The sequence below is a fragment of the Blautia parvula genome (assembly GCF_020215665.1).
Lineage (GTDB): Bacteria > Bacillota > Clostridia > Lachnospirales > Lachnospiraceae > Blautia > Blautia celeris.
This window is the reverse complement of sequence record NZ_CP084061.1, coordinates 3,332,501-3,348,056: the sequence shown is the minus strand read 5'-3', so window position 1 is coordinate 3,348,056 and position 15,556 is coordinate 3,332,501. Positions and strand designations below refer to the sequence as shown.

Here is a 15,556-nt window from a genome sequence, read left to right as displayed (position 1 = left end):
TTGAATATGGCTAAAAAAGGAGGATTTCCGGGAATGGGAATGCCCGGAAACATGAATAATCTGATGAAGCAGGCGCAGAAGATGCAGCGTCAGGCAGAGGAAAACCAGAAGGCACTGGAGGAGAAGGGATTTACCGCCACAGCAGGCGGCGGAGCCGTTGAAGTGACCGTCTCCGGCAAGAAGGAGATCACAAAGGTGAAGCTGGCTGAGGAAGTGGTTGACCCGGATGATATTGAAATGCTGGAGGACCTTATTATGGCAGCTACCAATGAGGCGCTCCGCAAGATGGAAGAGGAGTCAGCGGCGCTTATGTCTAAGCTCACAGGCGGGCTTGGAGGCCTTGGCGGCGGATTCCCGTTCTAAGCGGCCGTATACCGCAGAGGTGAAAAATATTGGAATACTACAGCAGTCATATCAACAAATTAATTGAGCAGCTTTCCCGTCTGCCGGGCATTGGGGCAAAATCTGCCCAGCGCCTGGCATTCCACATTCTGAATATGCCAAAGGACCAGGTGGAGCAGCTTTCCGCGTCCATTGTGAATGCCAAGGCCAATGTACAGTATTGTAAGAACTGCTACACCCTGACAGACCAGGAAATCTGCCCGATCTGCAATAACCCCAGAAGAAACAGGAAGGTCATCATGGTGGTGGAGAATACCAGGGACCTGGCAGCATACGAGAAGACCGGAAAATATGACGGTGTGTATCACGTGCTGCACGGCGCGATTTCTCCCATGCTGGGCATCGGTCCGGATGACATTAAGTTAAAGGAACTGATGCAGCGCCTTTCCCAGGATGATATTGAGGAGGTGATCATCGCCACCAATTCCAGCCTGGAAGGAGAGACCACCGCCATGTACATCAGCAAACTGGTGAAGCCTACCGGTATCCGGGTGAGCCGTATCGCCAGCGGGGTTCCTGTGGGTGGCGATCTGGAATATATTGATGAAGTTACCCTTCTTCGTGCGCTGGAGGGAAGGGTAGAACTATAGGAGCTTTAACATGAAGAAGAAAGTGACGTCCACGGATATCGCGAAAGCAGCGGGAGTATCCCAGGCAACGGTATCCATGGTGCTGAATAAAAAGTACAATGTTTCCTTCTCGAAAGAGACGATACAGAAGGTGGAGCAGGCTGCCCGGGAAATGGGATACAACATACCGAAGAGACGTCCGAGAAAGGATGCCGGTAACAGCAGGCTGATCATAGTCTTCTGCCCCACCCTTACCAACCCTTATTATGTCATGCTTCTGCAGGGAATTGAAAAAGTAGCCAAGGAAAAAGGATATGCGGTCTTCACCTGTGACACACAGAGGGAGCTGAAGCTGGAGGAGCAGTACCTGAAGATGATGCACACGGTTATCCCGGCGGGCATCATCTACACCTTCAACCCAAGTCCTGTGTACATGCAGCAGGTGGAGGAGCTGGCGAAGAAGATTCCGCTGGTCATCATAAGCAACAGGGAACGTGTGGAAGTAGATGCCATCAACCAGGACAATACTAAGGTGGGCAGCCTTATGGCCAGGCATCTGCTGGATCTAGGCCACCGGGACGTAGCGTTTATCGCGCCGCCGCTTACAAAAAGGCAGCAGCAGCGCTCCAAACGTGTGGCAGGATTTGTGGAGGAGTATGAGAAGGAGGGCCTGGGCGGCCATGTGATCATCAAAGCGGCGGATGACGCCCTGGATGACCAGCTCCCAAGCATTGACTCGGAATACCGGATGGGATATAACCTGACAAAGGAAATTCTGGCGGGGCCGAGGAAAGTGACCGCGTTTGCGGGACTGAACGACATGATGGCCTTTGGCATCATGGATGCCCTCCAGGAAGAAAAATATAAGATTCCCGGTGATGTGTCTGTACTTGGCTGCGACAACATCATATTTTCCGGTATGTCACATATGTCCCTCACCACCATAGAGCACTTTGTACCTCTGAAAGGGCGGGATGCCTGCGATATTATCATGCGCAAGATTGAATCCTTCATGAATACATATTCTGACAGTGAGCCCACCAGCATCTATCATATTGAGTATGAACCGAAGCTGATTGTACGCAAGACCACAGGTTATGTAAAACAAAAGCAGAAAAAGAAGAAAAAAACAAAATAAATTAAATGAAATCCATTTTATTATTAGTAATAAAATAAAGACAAAATCCTGAAAATTATAGGATTGGGCAAAAGGGATTTTATAAAACTACCGAAAATAGTTAATAAAAATCCGGTTTATTAATAAGTTAAATTATTTATAAAATCGATAGCTCTTGCGAAGGTATGTTTTATGGGGTAAACTGAGTGTATCAAATGACAAAGCAAAGGTTTTGAACGGGAGGAAAAAATTATGAGATTTTTTATCGACACTGCAAATGTAGAAGACATCCGCAAGGCAAATGACATGGGAATCATCTGTGGAGTGACCACAAACCCATCCCTGATCGCAAAAGAGGGACGTGACTTCAATGAGGTTATCAAAGAGATCACTTCCATCGTAGACGGACCGATCAGCGGTGAGGTGAAAGCCACCACAACAGATGCAGAAGGCATGATCAAAGAGGGCCGCGAGATCGCAGCTATCCATCCGAACATGATCGTTAAGATTCCAATGACAACAGAGGGATTAAAAGCAGTTAAAGTTCTGAACGCAGAAGGTATCAAAACCAACGTTACACTGGTATTTACATCCAACCAGGCACTGCTGGCAGCAAGAGCAGGCGCAACCTATGTTTCCCCGTTCCTGGGCAGACTGGATGACATCTCTGTATGCGGAACAGATCTGATCCGTGAGATCGTAGAGATCTTCCAGGTTGCAGGCATTGACACAGAGATCATTGCAGCAAGCGTACGCCATCCGATGCACGTGACAGAGTGTGCTCTGGCAGGCGCGGATATTGCGACTGTACCTTACAAGGTTCTGGAGCAGATGACAAAACATCCACTGACAGACCAGGGTATTGAGAAATTCCAGAAAGATTATATTGCAGTTTTCGGCGAATAATAGAACTGTATAGAGGCAGACGGGAAGCCGGACAGGCTCCCGTTCACAGAACAAACCATCAGGAGGAAGAAATGAACAAGTTAGAACTTCAGAAGACAGCTAACGAAGTCCGCAAAGGCATCGTGACTGCTGTTCATTCCGCAAAAGCCGGACATCCGGGCGGCTCATTATCAGCAGCAGATTTATTTACGTATCTGTATTTCCAGGAAATGAATATTGACCCGAAAGAGCCGAAGAAGGCAGACCGTGACCGTTTTGTCCTCTCAAAAGGACATACAGCACCGGGCCTTTATTCCACTCTGGCACAGAGAGGATATTTCCCCACAGAGGATTTGAAAACTCTGCGTCATCTCGGCTCTTATCTGCAGGGACATCCGGATATGAAACATATCCCGGGCGTTGATATGTCCAGCGGTTCCCTGGGACAGGGTATCTCCGCAGCAGTCGGAATGGCATTGTCCGCTAAGATGGACGGCGCGGATTACCGTGTTTACACCCTGCTGGGTGACGGCGAGATCCAGGAAGGCCAGGTCTGGGAGGCATCTATGTTTGCCGGATTCAGAAAACTGGACAATCTGGTAGTGATCGTGGACAACAACGGACTTCAGATTGACGGAAGCATTGAAGATGTTTGTTCTCCGTACCCCATTGACAAGAAATTTGAAGCCTTCAACTTCCACGTGATCAACGTGGCAGACGGCAACGACTTTGACCAGCTTGAGGCAGCTTTTAAAGAGGCCAGAGAGACAAAGGGAATGCCCACTGCCATTATCATGAAAACAGTGAAGGGCAAAGGCGTTTCCTTCATGGAAAATGAAGCCGGATGGCACGGAAAAGCTCCGAATGATGCAGAATATGAAATCGCTATGGCAGATTTGGAAAAGGCAGGTGAAGCATTATGTCAGAAGTAAAGAAGATCGCAACCAGAGAAAGCTATGGAAATGCATTAGTAGAATTAGGAAAGAAATACGACAACCTGGTAGTTCTGGACGCGGACCTGGCAGGTGCAACCAAGACCGGTACCTTCCAGAAAGCATTTCCGGAACGTCACATTGACTGCGGTATCGCAGAGTGTGATATGATGGGTATTGCGGCAGGTATGTCCACCACCGGAAAAGTTCCTTTTGCCAGCACATTTGCCATGTTTGCTGCCGGACGTGCCTACGAGCAGGTGCGCAACTCCATCGGATATCCTCATCTGAATGTAAAGATCGGCGCGACCCATGCAGGTATTTCCGTAGGTGAGGACGGCGCCACCCATCAGTGCAACGAGGATATGGCTCTGATGCGCACAATCCCGGGAATGGTTATCTTAAACCCTTCCGATGATGTTGAGGCAAAAGCGGCAGTTGAAGCTGCTTACCAGCATGAAGGCCCTGTATACCTCAGATTCGGACGTCTCGCTGTTCCGGTGATCAATGACAAACCGGATTATAAATTTGTGATCGGAAAAGGTATTGTTTTGAGAGAAGGCAAGGATGTGACTATTTTTGCCACAGGTCTCTGTGTAAGTGAGACTCTGGCTGCCGCAGATAAACTGGCTGCAGACGGAATCGACGCCAAAGTGGTCAATATCCACACCATCAAACCTCTGGATGAGGAGCTGGTTGTGAAGGCAGCAAAGGAGACCGGCAAAGTGGTTACCGTTGAGGAGCATTCCGTGATCGGAGGTCTGGGCGGAGCTGTTGCAGAAGTCCTGAGCGAGAAAGCGCCGACAAAAATGCTGAGAATCGGTATCAATGATGTATTCGGTGAATCAGGCCCTGCAGTGAAGCTGCTGGAAAAATACGGCATTGACGCAAACGGTATCTATGCCAAAGTAAAAGCATTTGTATAAGAGAGATATGCAGGTACTTGTATAGGCCTTTACAAAAAATAACATATGTTTTAAAATCAGGTTAGAAACCTGGTTAAAGTGAGGGATGTCACCAACAGGCGGCATCCCTTTTTCTAAGGACATAAAGGAGCATGACAGATATGAAGCGTAAGGGGTTGTTCAGAAGAAAGCATTCCCGTGTGAGTACAGTGAAGGATGAGGGGAATGAAGAGTTTTATGAGTGCATAAAGGATCTGGTACATCATCCTTATGTGCTCAGGATGAAGGAGTATCCGCATCACTGTGAGACAAGCTGCTACCAGCACTGCCTGAATGTGGCCTACTATAATTTCCGTATCTGTAAGTTCTTCGGCCTGGATGCCAGGTCAGCGGCCAGAGCAGGAATGCTGCACGATCTGTTCCTGTATGACTGGAGAGGGCACAGGAAGAAGACCGGTGACCCGGTCCACGCCATGACCCATCCCCACACAGCTCTGCATAATGCAAAAAAATACTTCCGGCTCAACAAGCTGGAAGAAGAGATGATTCTCAAGCACATGTTTCCGGTGACCCCGGTTCCGCCCATGCACAGAGAGACATGGATCATTACCCTGACGGATAAATACTGCGGAACCTGTGAGATCGGCAGGTATTACTACCGTGCCTGGTTCCCAAGGGGGATTTATTATATGGCAGTGCGGCTGATGAAAAAGGTGTTTGGGGAGGATTACCATTACCAGGATTATCAGCTCCCCTTTGGTCTGGCAGCAGCGGATTCCGCGGACAACGGAGTCAATTTCGTCAAGCTGCGCCGGCGTTCCTCCTCCGGATGGAAGAAGGCGAGAAGAGAAGGGCGGCGTGTGCCGAAGTATTGACGGTGTGCGACCAGAATCCCTGAGACGATGGCATCCGCCAGCTCCATGACTGTGGACAGGCGTGTTGTCTGCAGAAGAAAATGCTCAAATGCTCCCGACAGGTTGACAATGCCCGTAATGGATATGTCACCTACCGGGGGCAGTTTCTTTTTTACGCCCAGGCCCGGTTCCAGAGAACCTTGTCCCACTGTGACAAAGCCCTGGTGCTTTTTAGAGCCAAGGGAGGCGTCAATGGCCACGGTCAGGCTGTTGGGGTGTTCTTTTTTTACAGATTCCACGGTCTCCTGGAGGTTCAGGGCATGGACCGGATTGGCAAGGGTGCCGTATATACAGCAGCGGTTCAGATGTTCTTTTGCCAGGCGGTGGCCTATGAGAGGTCCAAGGCTGTCGCCGGTGATGCGGTCGCTTCCAATACAGAGGAAGACAAGTTCTTCAAAATTGCTGTCGGATTTGGCGTATAGTTCGGTAAGCAGAGAGCCGATCTTGTTGCCGGCTCTGTCTGTGCGGCCTTCAATATAGTAAACGGGCGTATCAAGGTGTGTGTCCATATTTTTATCCATCCTTTCTTTCCCCTATTTTGTCCGTTTTTACCTCTCTTTATCCTGTCTTTTTAACGGGATGTTTGTCGTTAAAAAAAGGCATGTACCTTTCTTAATCCGCTAAATTTCGCAGAAGATCCGTGCTATCCTGTTGCCCAAAGGGGTGAATCTTTATGATAGAAATAGTCTACGAAAAAGAAAAACAAAAGCCTGAGGGAAACGAAGGATTCTTCCGCATCCCCAACAACATACGCCAGATAGGAGAAGTCAACGAAACACAAAAAATCTATATAGAAGATTATGCGTACACTTACCTTTGTAGAATCTCTTCCGGGAATTCTTCAAAAGGAAAAGCTGCAATTCTTCTGGGACAGGCCAACTGGAAAGACGGTATTTCCTACCTTTTTGTGAAAAGCGCTGTTGTACTTCCTGACATGGAAATTACTGAAGAACACCTTTCCTTTACCAGGGAAATCTGGAACCACGTGTATGAGAAGAACAAGGAATATTTTCCGGATCAGGAAATTGTGGGATGGTATCTGTCCATTCCCGGATGCTCCATGGAGCTTCACGAAGTCATCTGCCGGACCCATCTGGATCATTTCGGCGGCAATGACAAGGTGCTCATGGTGATGGAACCCCTTGAAAAAGAAGAAGCATTTTACCGATATGAGGACGGAGAACTGTCCAGACAGCCGGGCTTTTATATCTATTATGAAAAAAATGAGCCCATGCAGAATTTCCTCGTGGCCCAGAATGACAAGGCCGAGACGAAAAGTGAACAGGTCAGTGACCAGGCGGTGAAGACATTCCGGAAAAAGGTGGAGACAAAGTCTGAGGGCAAAAAGCAGACAAAGAACACCTCCGTGTTCCGGACTGCCAGCGTGTGCATGATGGTGGCTGTGCTGGCTGTGGGAGTCCTGTACTTAAATGATTATCACAAGCTGAAAAAGACAGAGACAGTCATCTCAAAGCTGGATGATAAGAACAGCGGCAAGGAGCTTGTGGAGACAAAACCGGTCAATGGACTGGTATCCGAGAACCGGAAAAAGGACAGTCAGGATGCGGCAGACGGGGAGGCGGCGGGAACAGACACCGAAGAAACCGATGCCGGCACAGACGGGGCAGCCACCTCCGAATCATCGGATGGAACTTCTGATGGACAGAAGGATACAGACGGAAAAAAAGACGATGCAAAGGATCCGGATGCGGATGACGGAGCTTCAGAGAAAAAGACGGACAGCGGCAGCGATGCATCAGGGACAGATGCAGAGGATGACAGCAAAAACAGTCCTGCCGATGCGAAGGACAGCGATGACGGGGATTCCGGCCAGACAGCAGGCTCCACACACCAGTCCTACACCATTCACGAGGGCGACACCATAACAAGTATCAGCATGAGATATTATGGCAACAGCTCTAAGATCAAGGAAATCTGTGCGCTGAACGGCCTGTCACCGGAAGATTTTATTTTCCCGGGACAAAAAATTTTACTCCCGTAGAATTTTGTGCTATAATAGCCGAAAACAGTTACAGATTCGATAAGGAAGAGTGAATGGAAGACAATAAGACAAACGAAAAAAGAAAAAAGAAATCCCGCAGGCGCAGACGACAGCAGTTAAAACGCATACTGATCGCTGCCCTGGTGGTCATAGCAGTTATTATTATCGCTGTAGTGGTGATACAGCGCAGGACTTATCACAAGTATTCCGTACTGTCCTCAGCCAAGAACGAGGACGTGCAGTCAGCCGGATATGTAAAGCTGGGGGACTGTGTTCTCAAGTACGCGTCAGACGGTGCGTCCCTGCTGAATCAGAAGCAGGAGACAGTCTGGAAGCAGAGCTATGAGATGACAGACCCTGTGGCGGATGTCCGGGATGAGACAGCGGTTGTGGCGGACAAGGAAGGCACGCTGATGTATATTTTCAGGAAGGATGCCCCTGTGGGAGCTGTGGAGACCAGCATGCCCATTCTAAAGGCAAGGGTGGCCCAGAGCGGTGTGGTGGCAGCTATTCTCCGGGATGGAGAGAAGACATGGATTGATTTCTATGCCACGGACGGCAGCCTGATCGCAGAAAACCAGACCAGAATAGACAGCCCCGGATATCCGGTGGATTTGGCAGTTTCCCCTGACGGAAAGCTGATCATGATTTCCTATCTCTATGTGGAGAACGGGCAGACGACCAGTTACGTGGCCTTTTATAATTTCGGGGACGAAGGGCAGGGTGAGATTGACAATATAGTCGCCGGATTTACATATGAGGGCGTGGTGGTTCCCCAGGTAGTATATTTGGAAGGCGGCGTTTCAGCAGCTTTCAGGGATGACGGTTTCTCCATATACGAAGGGAGCAGCGTTCCCAGGGAGAAGACGAATAAGAAGATCAAAACAGACATAGTCAGCACATTCTGCAATGAAAAATATGTGGGACTTGTTTTCAAAAGTGACGGCAAGGATGACAAATACACTATGACATTGTATGACCTTACCGGAAAAGAAAAGTTCAGCCGCAGCTTCAATATGGAATATAAGAATATCCGCATCAGCGATGATATGATCATCATGAACAATGACAGCCAGGTATCCATGTATTCCCTCAGCGGAATCGAGAAGTTCAATGGAAATATGGATGAGGGTGTCATCAAAGATATTTTTAAAATCGGCTCCAACCGCTACATTCTCGTGTCTGAGAATGGCATCAAGACAATTAAATTAAAATAGCAGAAATAATGTGGAGCTGCCGGCGGTTACGCGGCAGCTTCGTTTGTTGCCGGGCATGCAGTGAAAAGTAACCATCGTTTATCTTAAAGATTTACACAGGAGAAAATTATGAATTGGCTTAATATTATTGTACTTGCCGTATTTGTTCTATGTATTATGAATGGTATACGCAGAGGGTTTATCAGGACGATTGCAGCTATGTTCTCTATTCTTGTGAGCATGGTACTGGTTTATTTCCTGAACCCCTATGTGGTGGATTTTGTGGAAGAGAAGACACCGATCTATGACACCATCGAGGAAAAATGCAGTGAATCCATAGCCGCAGGGCTGGAGGGAGAACTTGGGGAACAGAGTCAGACCGCGTTCATTGAAGAACTTCCTCTCCCGGAGAGTATAAAAAGTATGTTAAAGGAGAGCGGGGGATCCTACGGGGATTCACTGGCAGACGCCTTTGCCGGTTATCTCTCCGCCTCCATTGCCCATATGATCGTCAACAGCCTGTCCTTTCTGGTCACGTTTTTTGTGGTGTCCCTGATCCTGCGGTTTGCGGTGGCAGCTCTTGACAGCATTTTCAGTCTGCCGGTGCTGAGCCTGTTAAACCGCACGGCCGGAGCGGCTGCCGGATGTGTGCAGGGGCTTCTCATTGTCTGGGTGTTCTTCCTGGTGATCACCCTGTTCTGGAGCACTGACTGGGGACGGACAGCCGTGGAGATGGCAAAGGAGAATCCCATTACAAAATGGCTCTACGATTCCAATCTGCTTCTCAAATTCGTGTCAGGATTTTTGAAAATATAAAGGAGTTTTACATATGGTCAGGATAAAGGATATTGCAAAAGAGGCCGGGGTGAGCCCAACCACAGTCTCCAATGTTATTCACGGAAATACAAAAAAAGTTTCCAAAGCCAATATTGATAAGATTCAGAGGATTCTGGAAAAAAACCAGTACATTCCAAGTATGAGTGCCCTTATGCTGGCGGAGAACCGTTCCAGGCTCATAGGCGTGCTGATCGGGGAGCGGGAAGGAAAGCGCAGAAGCATTGCCTCTGACCCTTTTACCAGCGTTATCCTCAACTCTCTGGAGCTGGAGATATACAGACAGAATTATTATATGCTTTTCCATCTGGCAAATTCCCAGGAGGAAAGCTGGAAACTGGCTGCCACCTGGAAAGTGGAGGGGCTGATCACTCTGGGCCTGTCCTCAGAGGAGAACTTGGAGTTAAGTGAGAAGTGCCAGATCCCTCTTGTGAGCATTGACAATTATTACGGGGAGAAAAAGGTTGCCAACATTGGCCTGCAGGACTTTGAAGGGGGGTATGCCATGGGGAAATTCCTGGCAGAACAGGGACATAAGAATATCCTCTTTCTGGCAGACAATGATGTGGGCGTGGATCATGAGCGCTGGCTGGGCGTTCAAAAGGCAGTGGAAGAGCACGGGGCAGAAGGCGCCGCGGCAGGGCGCAGAATCATGCCGGAGAACCGGGAACTGCGGAAAGCGTGGCTGGAAGACAGCCTGGAGGATTTAAAGAGCCGTGATGTACTCTTTTTTGCATCTGATTTTTATGCTCTGGAGGCCATTCATTTCCTCCAGGATAAGGGTGTGGATATTCCGGGGGATGTGTCTGTGGCCGGATTTGACGACAGCCCCTATGCGGAGATCTGCAGACCGGAGATAACCACTGTCCGGCAGAATATCATGAAGAAGGGCCAGGAGGCTGTAAAAAGGCTGATATGCCTGATCCAGGAGGAGGAATTTAAGGGGCAGGAGAGGCTTCCCGTGGAGGTTGTGGTCCGGGATTCCGTGAAACAAAAGCCCTTATAGTAAAATTCTACAAAAAAAGTATATGCCAGTTGTCTAAAAAGACGTTTTGCGCAAAACCTATTGTACTGTTTCCGTCTTGTTGCTATAATTTGTGACAGATAGAAAAGGTTTTGCGCAAAACGTCTTTTGTTTTTGTTGAGTGAAAGGAGAAACATATGAAAAACAGATTGTTAGCCGCCGCCGCTCTTGCGGGCTGTGCTCTGCTGATGACAGGCTGCGGACAGAAGGAAGAAAACCACCTGGAAATTTTCTCTACCAAGATGGAGAATCAGGCGATTCTGCAGTCTTTTATTGATGAATACACACAGGAACACCCTGATGTGACCATTGAATTCAACTCTCCGCCGGACGCGTCCACTGTGCTTAGGACCAAGCTTACCAAGAACCGTGTGCCGGATATTATTTTCATGGGAGGAGACATGACTTTCCGCGATATGTCCGAGGCGGAAATCCTCATGGATCTAAGTGATATGGAAGAGGCTGACCGGATCAAGGATGCCTACAAAGAGCAGGTCTATAACCTGAATCCTGACCAGGAGGAAAAGCTCTATGGTCTGCCCTATGCCACAAACGCAGAGGGGATCATCTACAATGTGGATATTTTCAAGGAACAGGGGCTTGAGATCCCCGAGACCTGGGATGAGCTGATGGATGTGTGCGAAAAGCTTGAAAGCGCGGGAATCCAGCCCTTTTATTTCACTTTAAAGGATTCCTGGACAGGCGGCCCGCTGTGGATTCCCATGACATATGACCTGGCGGGAATGGACTTTTTCCTGGACAGAAGAGAGGGAAAGACCACATTTCTGGGTACTCACGAGGAGGCGGCTGAGAAGATTCTGACACTCACCGGGTACGGACAGAAGGACCTTCTGGGTAAGGGCTATGATGACGGAAATATTGACTTTGCCAACGGCAAGGCAGCCATGATGTTCCAGGGAAACTGGGCGATACCCAATATCCAGAAAGCCAATCCTGATGTGAATCTGGACATGTTTGCCCTTCCGGTCACAAACGATGAGAGCAAAAACGCCATTATTTCCGGTATTGATGTAATGCCGACCATCTATAAGGAAACCAAGGAGGAAGAGCTGGCGAAAGATTTCATAAGCTTTATCTTCCGGGATGACAAAGTAAAGGCATATATTGAAGATCAGTTTGCATTTCCCTCTGTGGACACGGTAGTGCAGGATAATGCAAGCGTGGCAGGTGTTGCAGAGAAATTCGCTCAGGGAAATATCGGAGATTTCGCGGACCATTATTACCCCACCGGCTTTGATTTTACGGTGACACTGCAGACCTTTGTGAGCAAGCAGGGAGATGTGGAAGAATTTTTAAAGAAACTGGATAAAGAATACGACAAATACAACAGTTTTTAGGGGGATGAATCATGAAAAAGAACAGAGCTTATATGGTGATCATCATACCAATGCTGGTACTGTTTTTCACCTTTCACACATTTTCCTTTTTAAAAGGAATTTTCTACAGCTTTACAGACTGGAAGGGGTACGGAACCTGGGATTTCGTAGGTCTTACCAACTATCTGAAACTGTGGGGGGACGAGGCTATCGGAGATGCCTACAAGTTTACCTTTAAATACGCCATCTGTGCAACCATCCTGGTCAATATCATAAGCCTTTTGCTGGCACTTGCGCTCAATGCGAAAATTAAATGCAAGAATGCACTGAAGGCCATATATTTCCTTCCTTATATGCTCAGTGCACTGATCGTCAGCTTTGTATTTAACTTTATTTTCTCCAATGTTCTGCCGGATCTGGGACAAAAGATGGGAATTGGATTTTTGAGCAGTAATATTCTGGGGCAGGAGAATCTGGCCTGGATCGGTATTCTGGTGGTAGGTGTATGGCAGGCAGTGGCCTTTAATACCATCATCTATATGTCAGGACTGCAGACGGTCGACACGGATATCTATGAGGCCAGCAGCATTGACGGGGCAGGCAGATGGACGACCTTCTGGAAGATGACTTTCCCGCTGATCGCACCGTTTTTCACCATCAACATGGTACTCTGTGTGAAGAACTTCCTCATGGTATTTGACCAGATTATCGCCATGACAAACGGCGGGCCGGGTACCTCCACACAGTCCATTTCCGTGCTTATTTACAAGCAGGGATTTTCAGGTGCCCAGTATGCATACCAGTCAGCCAATGCGGTGATTTTCTTCATTGTCATAGCTGTGATTTCACTGTTCCAGACAAGAGTTTTAGAGAAGAGGGAGGCGTAAGATATGTTGAAGAACAAGAAAAGCAGTACCATACTCACAATCGTTCTGTTTGCGCTTGCGGCGGTTACGATTCTGTTTCCGCTCTATATCACAGTAGTCATCGCTCTGAAAACACCGGAGCAGATCGCCCAGTCTGTGCTGGCATTCCCCAACAAGCTGCATTTTGAGAACTTTCTGACAGCTATTGAGAAGACAAATTTTTTCGTTACATTTAGAAATACACTGATCATTACAGTGGTATCAGTTGCCGGGACCATTGTGACAAACTCCTTTATGGCGTTTGCCATTACAAGGAACAGGGGCAGGAAGTTATATGATTTTATTTACTATTTCCTGATCAGTGCCATGTTTATTCCGTTTAATATTATCATGCTGCCGCTGGTTAAGCAGGTGAGTTTTTTCCATATGGATAATGTGCCGGGGCTGATCATACTGTACATTGTCATGGGCCTTCCCATGAATATTTTCCTGTATTCCGGCTATATCAAGTCCATTCCAACGGCGCTTGATGAAGCGGCGACCATTGACGGTGCCAATACCTTCCAGATGTTTTACAAGGTCATTTTCCCAACCCTGAAGCCCATGAATGCCACAGTGGCAATCCTTACCTTCCTGTGGTGCTGGAATGACTTTACCATGCCCCTGGTCATCATCAGCGACCAGAAGAACCAGACGCTGCAGCTTGCGCAGTATGTGTTCAAGGGTGAATTTGCAACTGACTACAGCCTGGCCTTTGCGTCATACCTGTTGGCTCTTCTGCCCATCGTGATCTTCTATCTCTTTGCGCAGAAACAGGTTATCAGCGGTGTTACCAACGGTGCGGTGAAAGCATAAAATGAAAAAGGAGACTGAACAATGAAAAAAGCATGGTGGAAAGAAAGCGTAGTTTATCAGGTATATCCAAGGAGTTTCTGCGACAGCAATGGAGACGGAATCGGAGATATCAATGGTATTACAAGTAAACTGGATTATTTGAAGGAGCTGGGGATCAATGTGATCTGGCTCTCCCCGGTGTACCAGTCACCAAATGATGACAATGGCTATGATATCAGTGACTATCAGGCAATCATGAAAGAATTCGGTACCATGGAGGATTTCGACAGGATGCTGGAGGAAGCTCACGCCAGGGGTATCAAGATTGTTATGGACCTGGTGGTGAACCATACTTCGGATGAACACGAATGGTTTATGGAGAGCAGAAAGTCTAAGGATAATCCGTACCGTGATTATTATATCTGGCGTGAAGGAAAAGACGGAAAAGAACCAAACAACTGGGGATCTGTCTTCAATGGCCCTGCCTGGGAATATGACGGAAACACAGATATGTACTATTTACATATGTTCTCCAAAAAGCAGCCGGACCTGAACTGGGAGAACCCCAAAGTGCGCGATGAAGTATTTTCCATGATGAACTGGTGGTGCCAGAAGGGCATTGACGGTTTCCGTATGGATGTTATCAGCATGATCTCCAAGGCAGAGGGGCTTCCTGACGGGGAGGTACGTGACGGCCTCCACGGAGACGCGTCCCCATATGTACAGAATGGTCCTCATGTCCACGAATATCTGCAGGAGATGAACCGGAAGGTACTGTCAAAATATGATCTGCTCACCGTTGGGGAGTGTGCCGGCGTTACTGTTGAGGAAGCAAAGAAATATGCCTCAGAAAAAGGTACAGAGTTAAGTATGGTATTCCAGTTTGAACATATGGGACTGGACGGCGGAGAATTTTCCAAATGGAGCGATAGAAAGATAAAGCTCACAGAACTGAAAGAAAACCTAACGAAATGGCAGAATGAACTGGAGGGATCAGCCTGGAACAGTCTGTTTTGGTCCAATCATGACCAGCCCAGAATCGTTTCCAGATTTGGAAATGACAGTGTGCGTTACCGCGAGGTTTCTGCTAAAATGCTGGCTACCTGTCTGCACATGATGCAGGGAACCCCATATGTGTACCAGGGCGAAGAACTGGGTATGACAAATATGGAGTTTAACACGGTAGAGGATTTCTGCGATATTGAGAGTATCAATGCATATCACGAATATGTGGACAGCGGTAAAATAGACGGGGAGACCATGATGCGGTATCTGCGTTATAAGAGCAGGGATAACTCAAGAACACCCATGCAGTGGAACGCAGATGTGAATGCAGGATTTTCCACAGGTACTCCCTGGATGAGGGTGAACCCGAACTATGAGGATATCAATGCGGAGGAGCAGGTGAAACGCGCAGATTCTGTATTCTCCTATTATAAGGAATTGATCCGCCTGAGAAGGGAAAAGGAGATCATTGTCTACGGCCACTATGAATTGTTGATGCCGGAAGATGAAAAGCTTTTTGTGTATACGCGCAGCCTGGACAATGAGAAGCTTCTTGTTATCTGCAATTTCTCAGAAGAGGAAACCGTTTACTGTGTACCGGAAGAATTTGCAGGCAAAAAGGTGCTGATCGGCAACTATGAGGGGCAGGAAGCTGCCCACAGCATCAGGCTGAGACCTTACGAAGCTTTGGTGATTGAAAAATAAGGGATGGATCTGTAATCCATACAGACAGA

General features: G+C 47.9%; 15 protein-coding genes and 1 pseudogene. 15 read left to right on the top strand and 1 reads right to left on the bottom strand.

Annotation, left to right across the window (positions count from 1 at the left end):
• Positions 1–6 precede the first annotated feature (6 nt).
• From LC508_RS15460 to LC508_RS28605, 7 genes are all read left to right on the top strand, one after another.
• Positions 7–363 carry a YbaB/EbfC family nucleoid-associated protein gene (locus LC508_RS15460; RefSeq protein ID WP_225305192.1) on the top strand — a complete coding sequence of 119 codons (357 nt, stop codon included), beginning with the start codon at positions 7–9 and terminating at the stop codon, positions 361–363.
• A 29-nt stretch (positions 364–392) separates the two neighbouring features.
• The gene (gene recR, locus LC508_RS15455; protein ID WP_033143840.1) at positions 393–992 is read left to right on the top strand and encodes a recombination mediator RecR; all 600 of its coding nucleotides are present in this window, start codon (positions 393–395) and stop codon (positions 990–992) included.
• 10 nt (positions 993–1,002) lie between these two features.
• Positions 1,003–2,109 (top strand): LacI family DNA-binding transcriptional regulator, encoded by a 1,107-nt coding sequence (locus LC508_RS15450; RefSeq protein WP_033143839.1) that lies wholly within the window; start codon positions 1,003–1,005, stop codon positions 2,107–2,109.
• Positions 2,110–2,340: 231 nt separating this feature from the next.
• Positions 2,341–2,994 (top strand): fructose-6-phosphate aldolase, encoded by a 654-nt coding sequence (gene fsa, locus LC508_RS15445; protein WP_033143838.1) that lies wholly within the window; start codon positions 2,341–2,343, stop codon positions 2,992–2,994.
• Positions 2,995–3,065: 71 nt separating this feature from the next.
• A complete protein-coding gene (locus tag LC508_RS15440; protein ID WP_033143837.1) occupies positions 3,066–3,905 on the top strand; it encodes a transketolase in 840 nt (279 codons plus the stop codon).
• Entirely contained in the window at positions 3,893–4,831 is a 939-nt protein-coding gene (locus tag LC508_RS15435) for a transketolase family protein (RefSeq protein WP_054353081.1), read from the top strand. The genes LC508_RS15440 and LC508_RS15435 overlap by 13 nt, the downstream gene beginning before the upstream one ends.
• 140 nt (positions 4,832–4,971) lie before the next feature.
• The gene (locus LC508_RS28605) at positions 4,972–5,685 is read left to right on the top strand and encodes an HD domain-containing protein (protein WP_225305191.1); all 714 of its coding nucleotides are present in this window, start codon (positions 4,972–4,974) and stop codon (positions 5,683–5,685) included.
• A gap of 26 nt (positions 5,686–5,711) precedes the next feature.
• Here LC508_RS28605 and yyaC read toward each other — a convergent pair.
• Positions 5,712–6,233: pseudogene (gene yyaC, locus LC508_RS15425) on the bottom strand (spore protease YyaC); the annotation flags it as partial.
• A 164-nt stretch (positions 6,234–6,397) separates the two neighbouring features.
• Between yyaC and LC508_RS15420 the strand changes: the two are divergent.
• From LC508_RS15420 to LC508_RS15385, 8 genes are all read left to right on the top strand, one after another.
• Complete coding sequence (locus LC508_RS15420; protein ID WP_054353079.1) at positions 6,398–7,726, top strand: LysM peptidoglycan-binding domain-containing protein; 1,329 nt, start codon at positions 6,398–6,400, stop codon at positions 7,724–7,726.
• Positions 7,727–7,779: 53 nt separating this feature from the next.
• Positions 7,780–8,943 carry a DUF5711 family protein gene (locus LC508_RS15415; RefSeq protein ID WP_118594099.1) on the top strand — a complete coding sequence of 388 codons (1,164 nt, stop codon included), beginning with the start codon at positions 7,780–7,782 and terminating at the stop codon, positions 8,941–8,943.
• Positions 8,944–9,051: 108 nt separating this feature from the next.
• Entirely contained in the window at positions 9,052–9,738 is a 687-nt protein-coding gene (locus tag LC508_RS15410) for a CvpA family protein (protein ID WP_054353077.1), read from the top strand.
• A gap of 13 nt (positions 9,739–9,751) precedes the next feature.
• Complete coding sequence (locus LC508_RS15405) at positions 9,752–10,762, top strand: LacI family DNA-binding transcriptional regulator (protein WP_033143830.1); 1,011 nt, start codon at positions 9,752–9,754, stop codon at positions 10,760–10,762.
• 155 nt (positions 10,763–10,917) lie between these two features.
• The gene (locus LC508_RS15400; RefSeq protein WP_033143829.1) at positions 10,918–12,138 is read left to right on the top strand and encodes an ABC transporter substrate-binding protein; all 1,221 of its coding nucleotides are present in this window, start codon (positions 10,918–10,920) and stop codon (positions 12,136–12,138) included.
• A gap of 11 nt (positions 12,139–12,149) precedes the next feature.
• On the top strand, positions 12,150–13,004 hold the full coding sequence (locus LC508_RS15395; RefSeq protein WP_033143828.1) for a carbohydrate ABC transporter permease: 855 nt from the start codon (positions 12,150–12,152) through the stop codon (positions 13,002–13,004).
• Between the two features lie 3 nt (positions 13,005–13,007).
• Complete coding sequence (locus LC508_RS15390) at positions 13,008–13,838, top strand: carbohydrate ABC transporter permease (protein WP_181014557.1); 831 nt, start codon at positions 13,008–13,010, stop codon at positions 13,836–13,838.
• A gap of 21 nt (positions 13,839–13,859) precedes the next feature.
• Entirely contained in the window at positions 13,860–15,527 is a 1,668-nt protein-coding gene (locus tag LC508_RS15385) for a glycoside hydrolase family 13 protein (RefSeq protein WP_033143827.1), read from the top strand.
• The last annotated feature ends 29 nt before the right edge of the window (positions 15,528–15,556 follow it).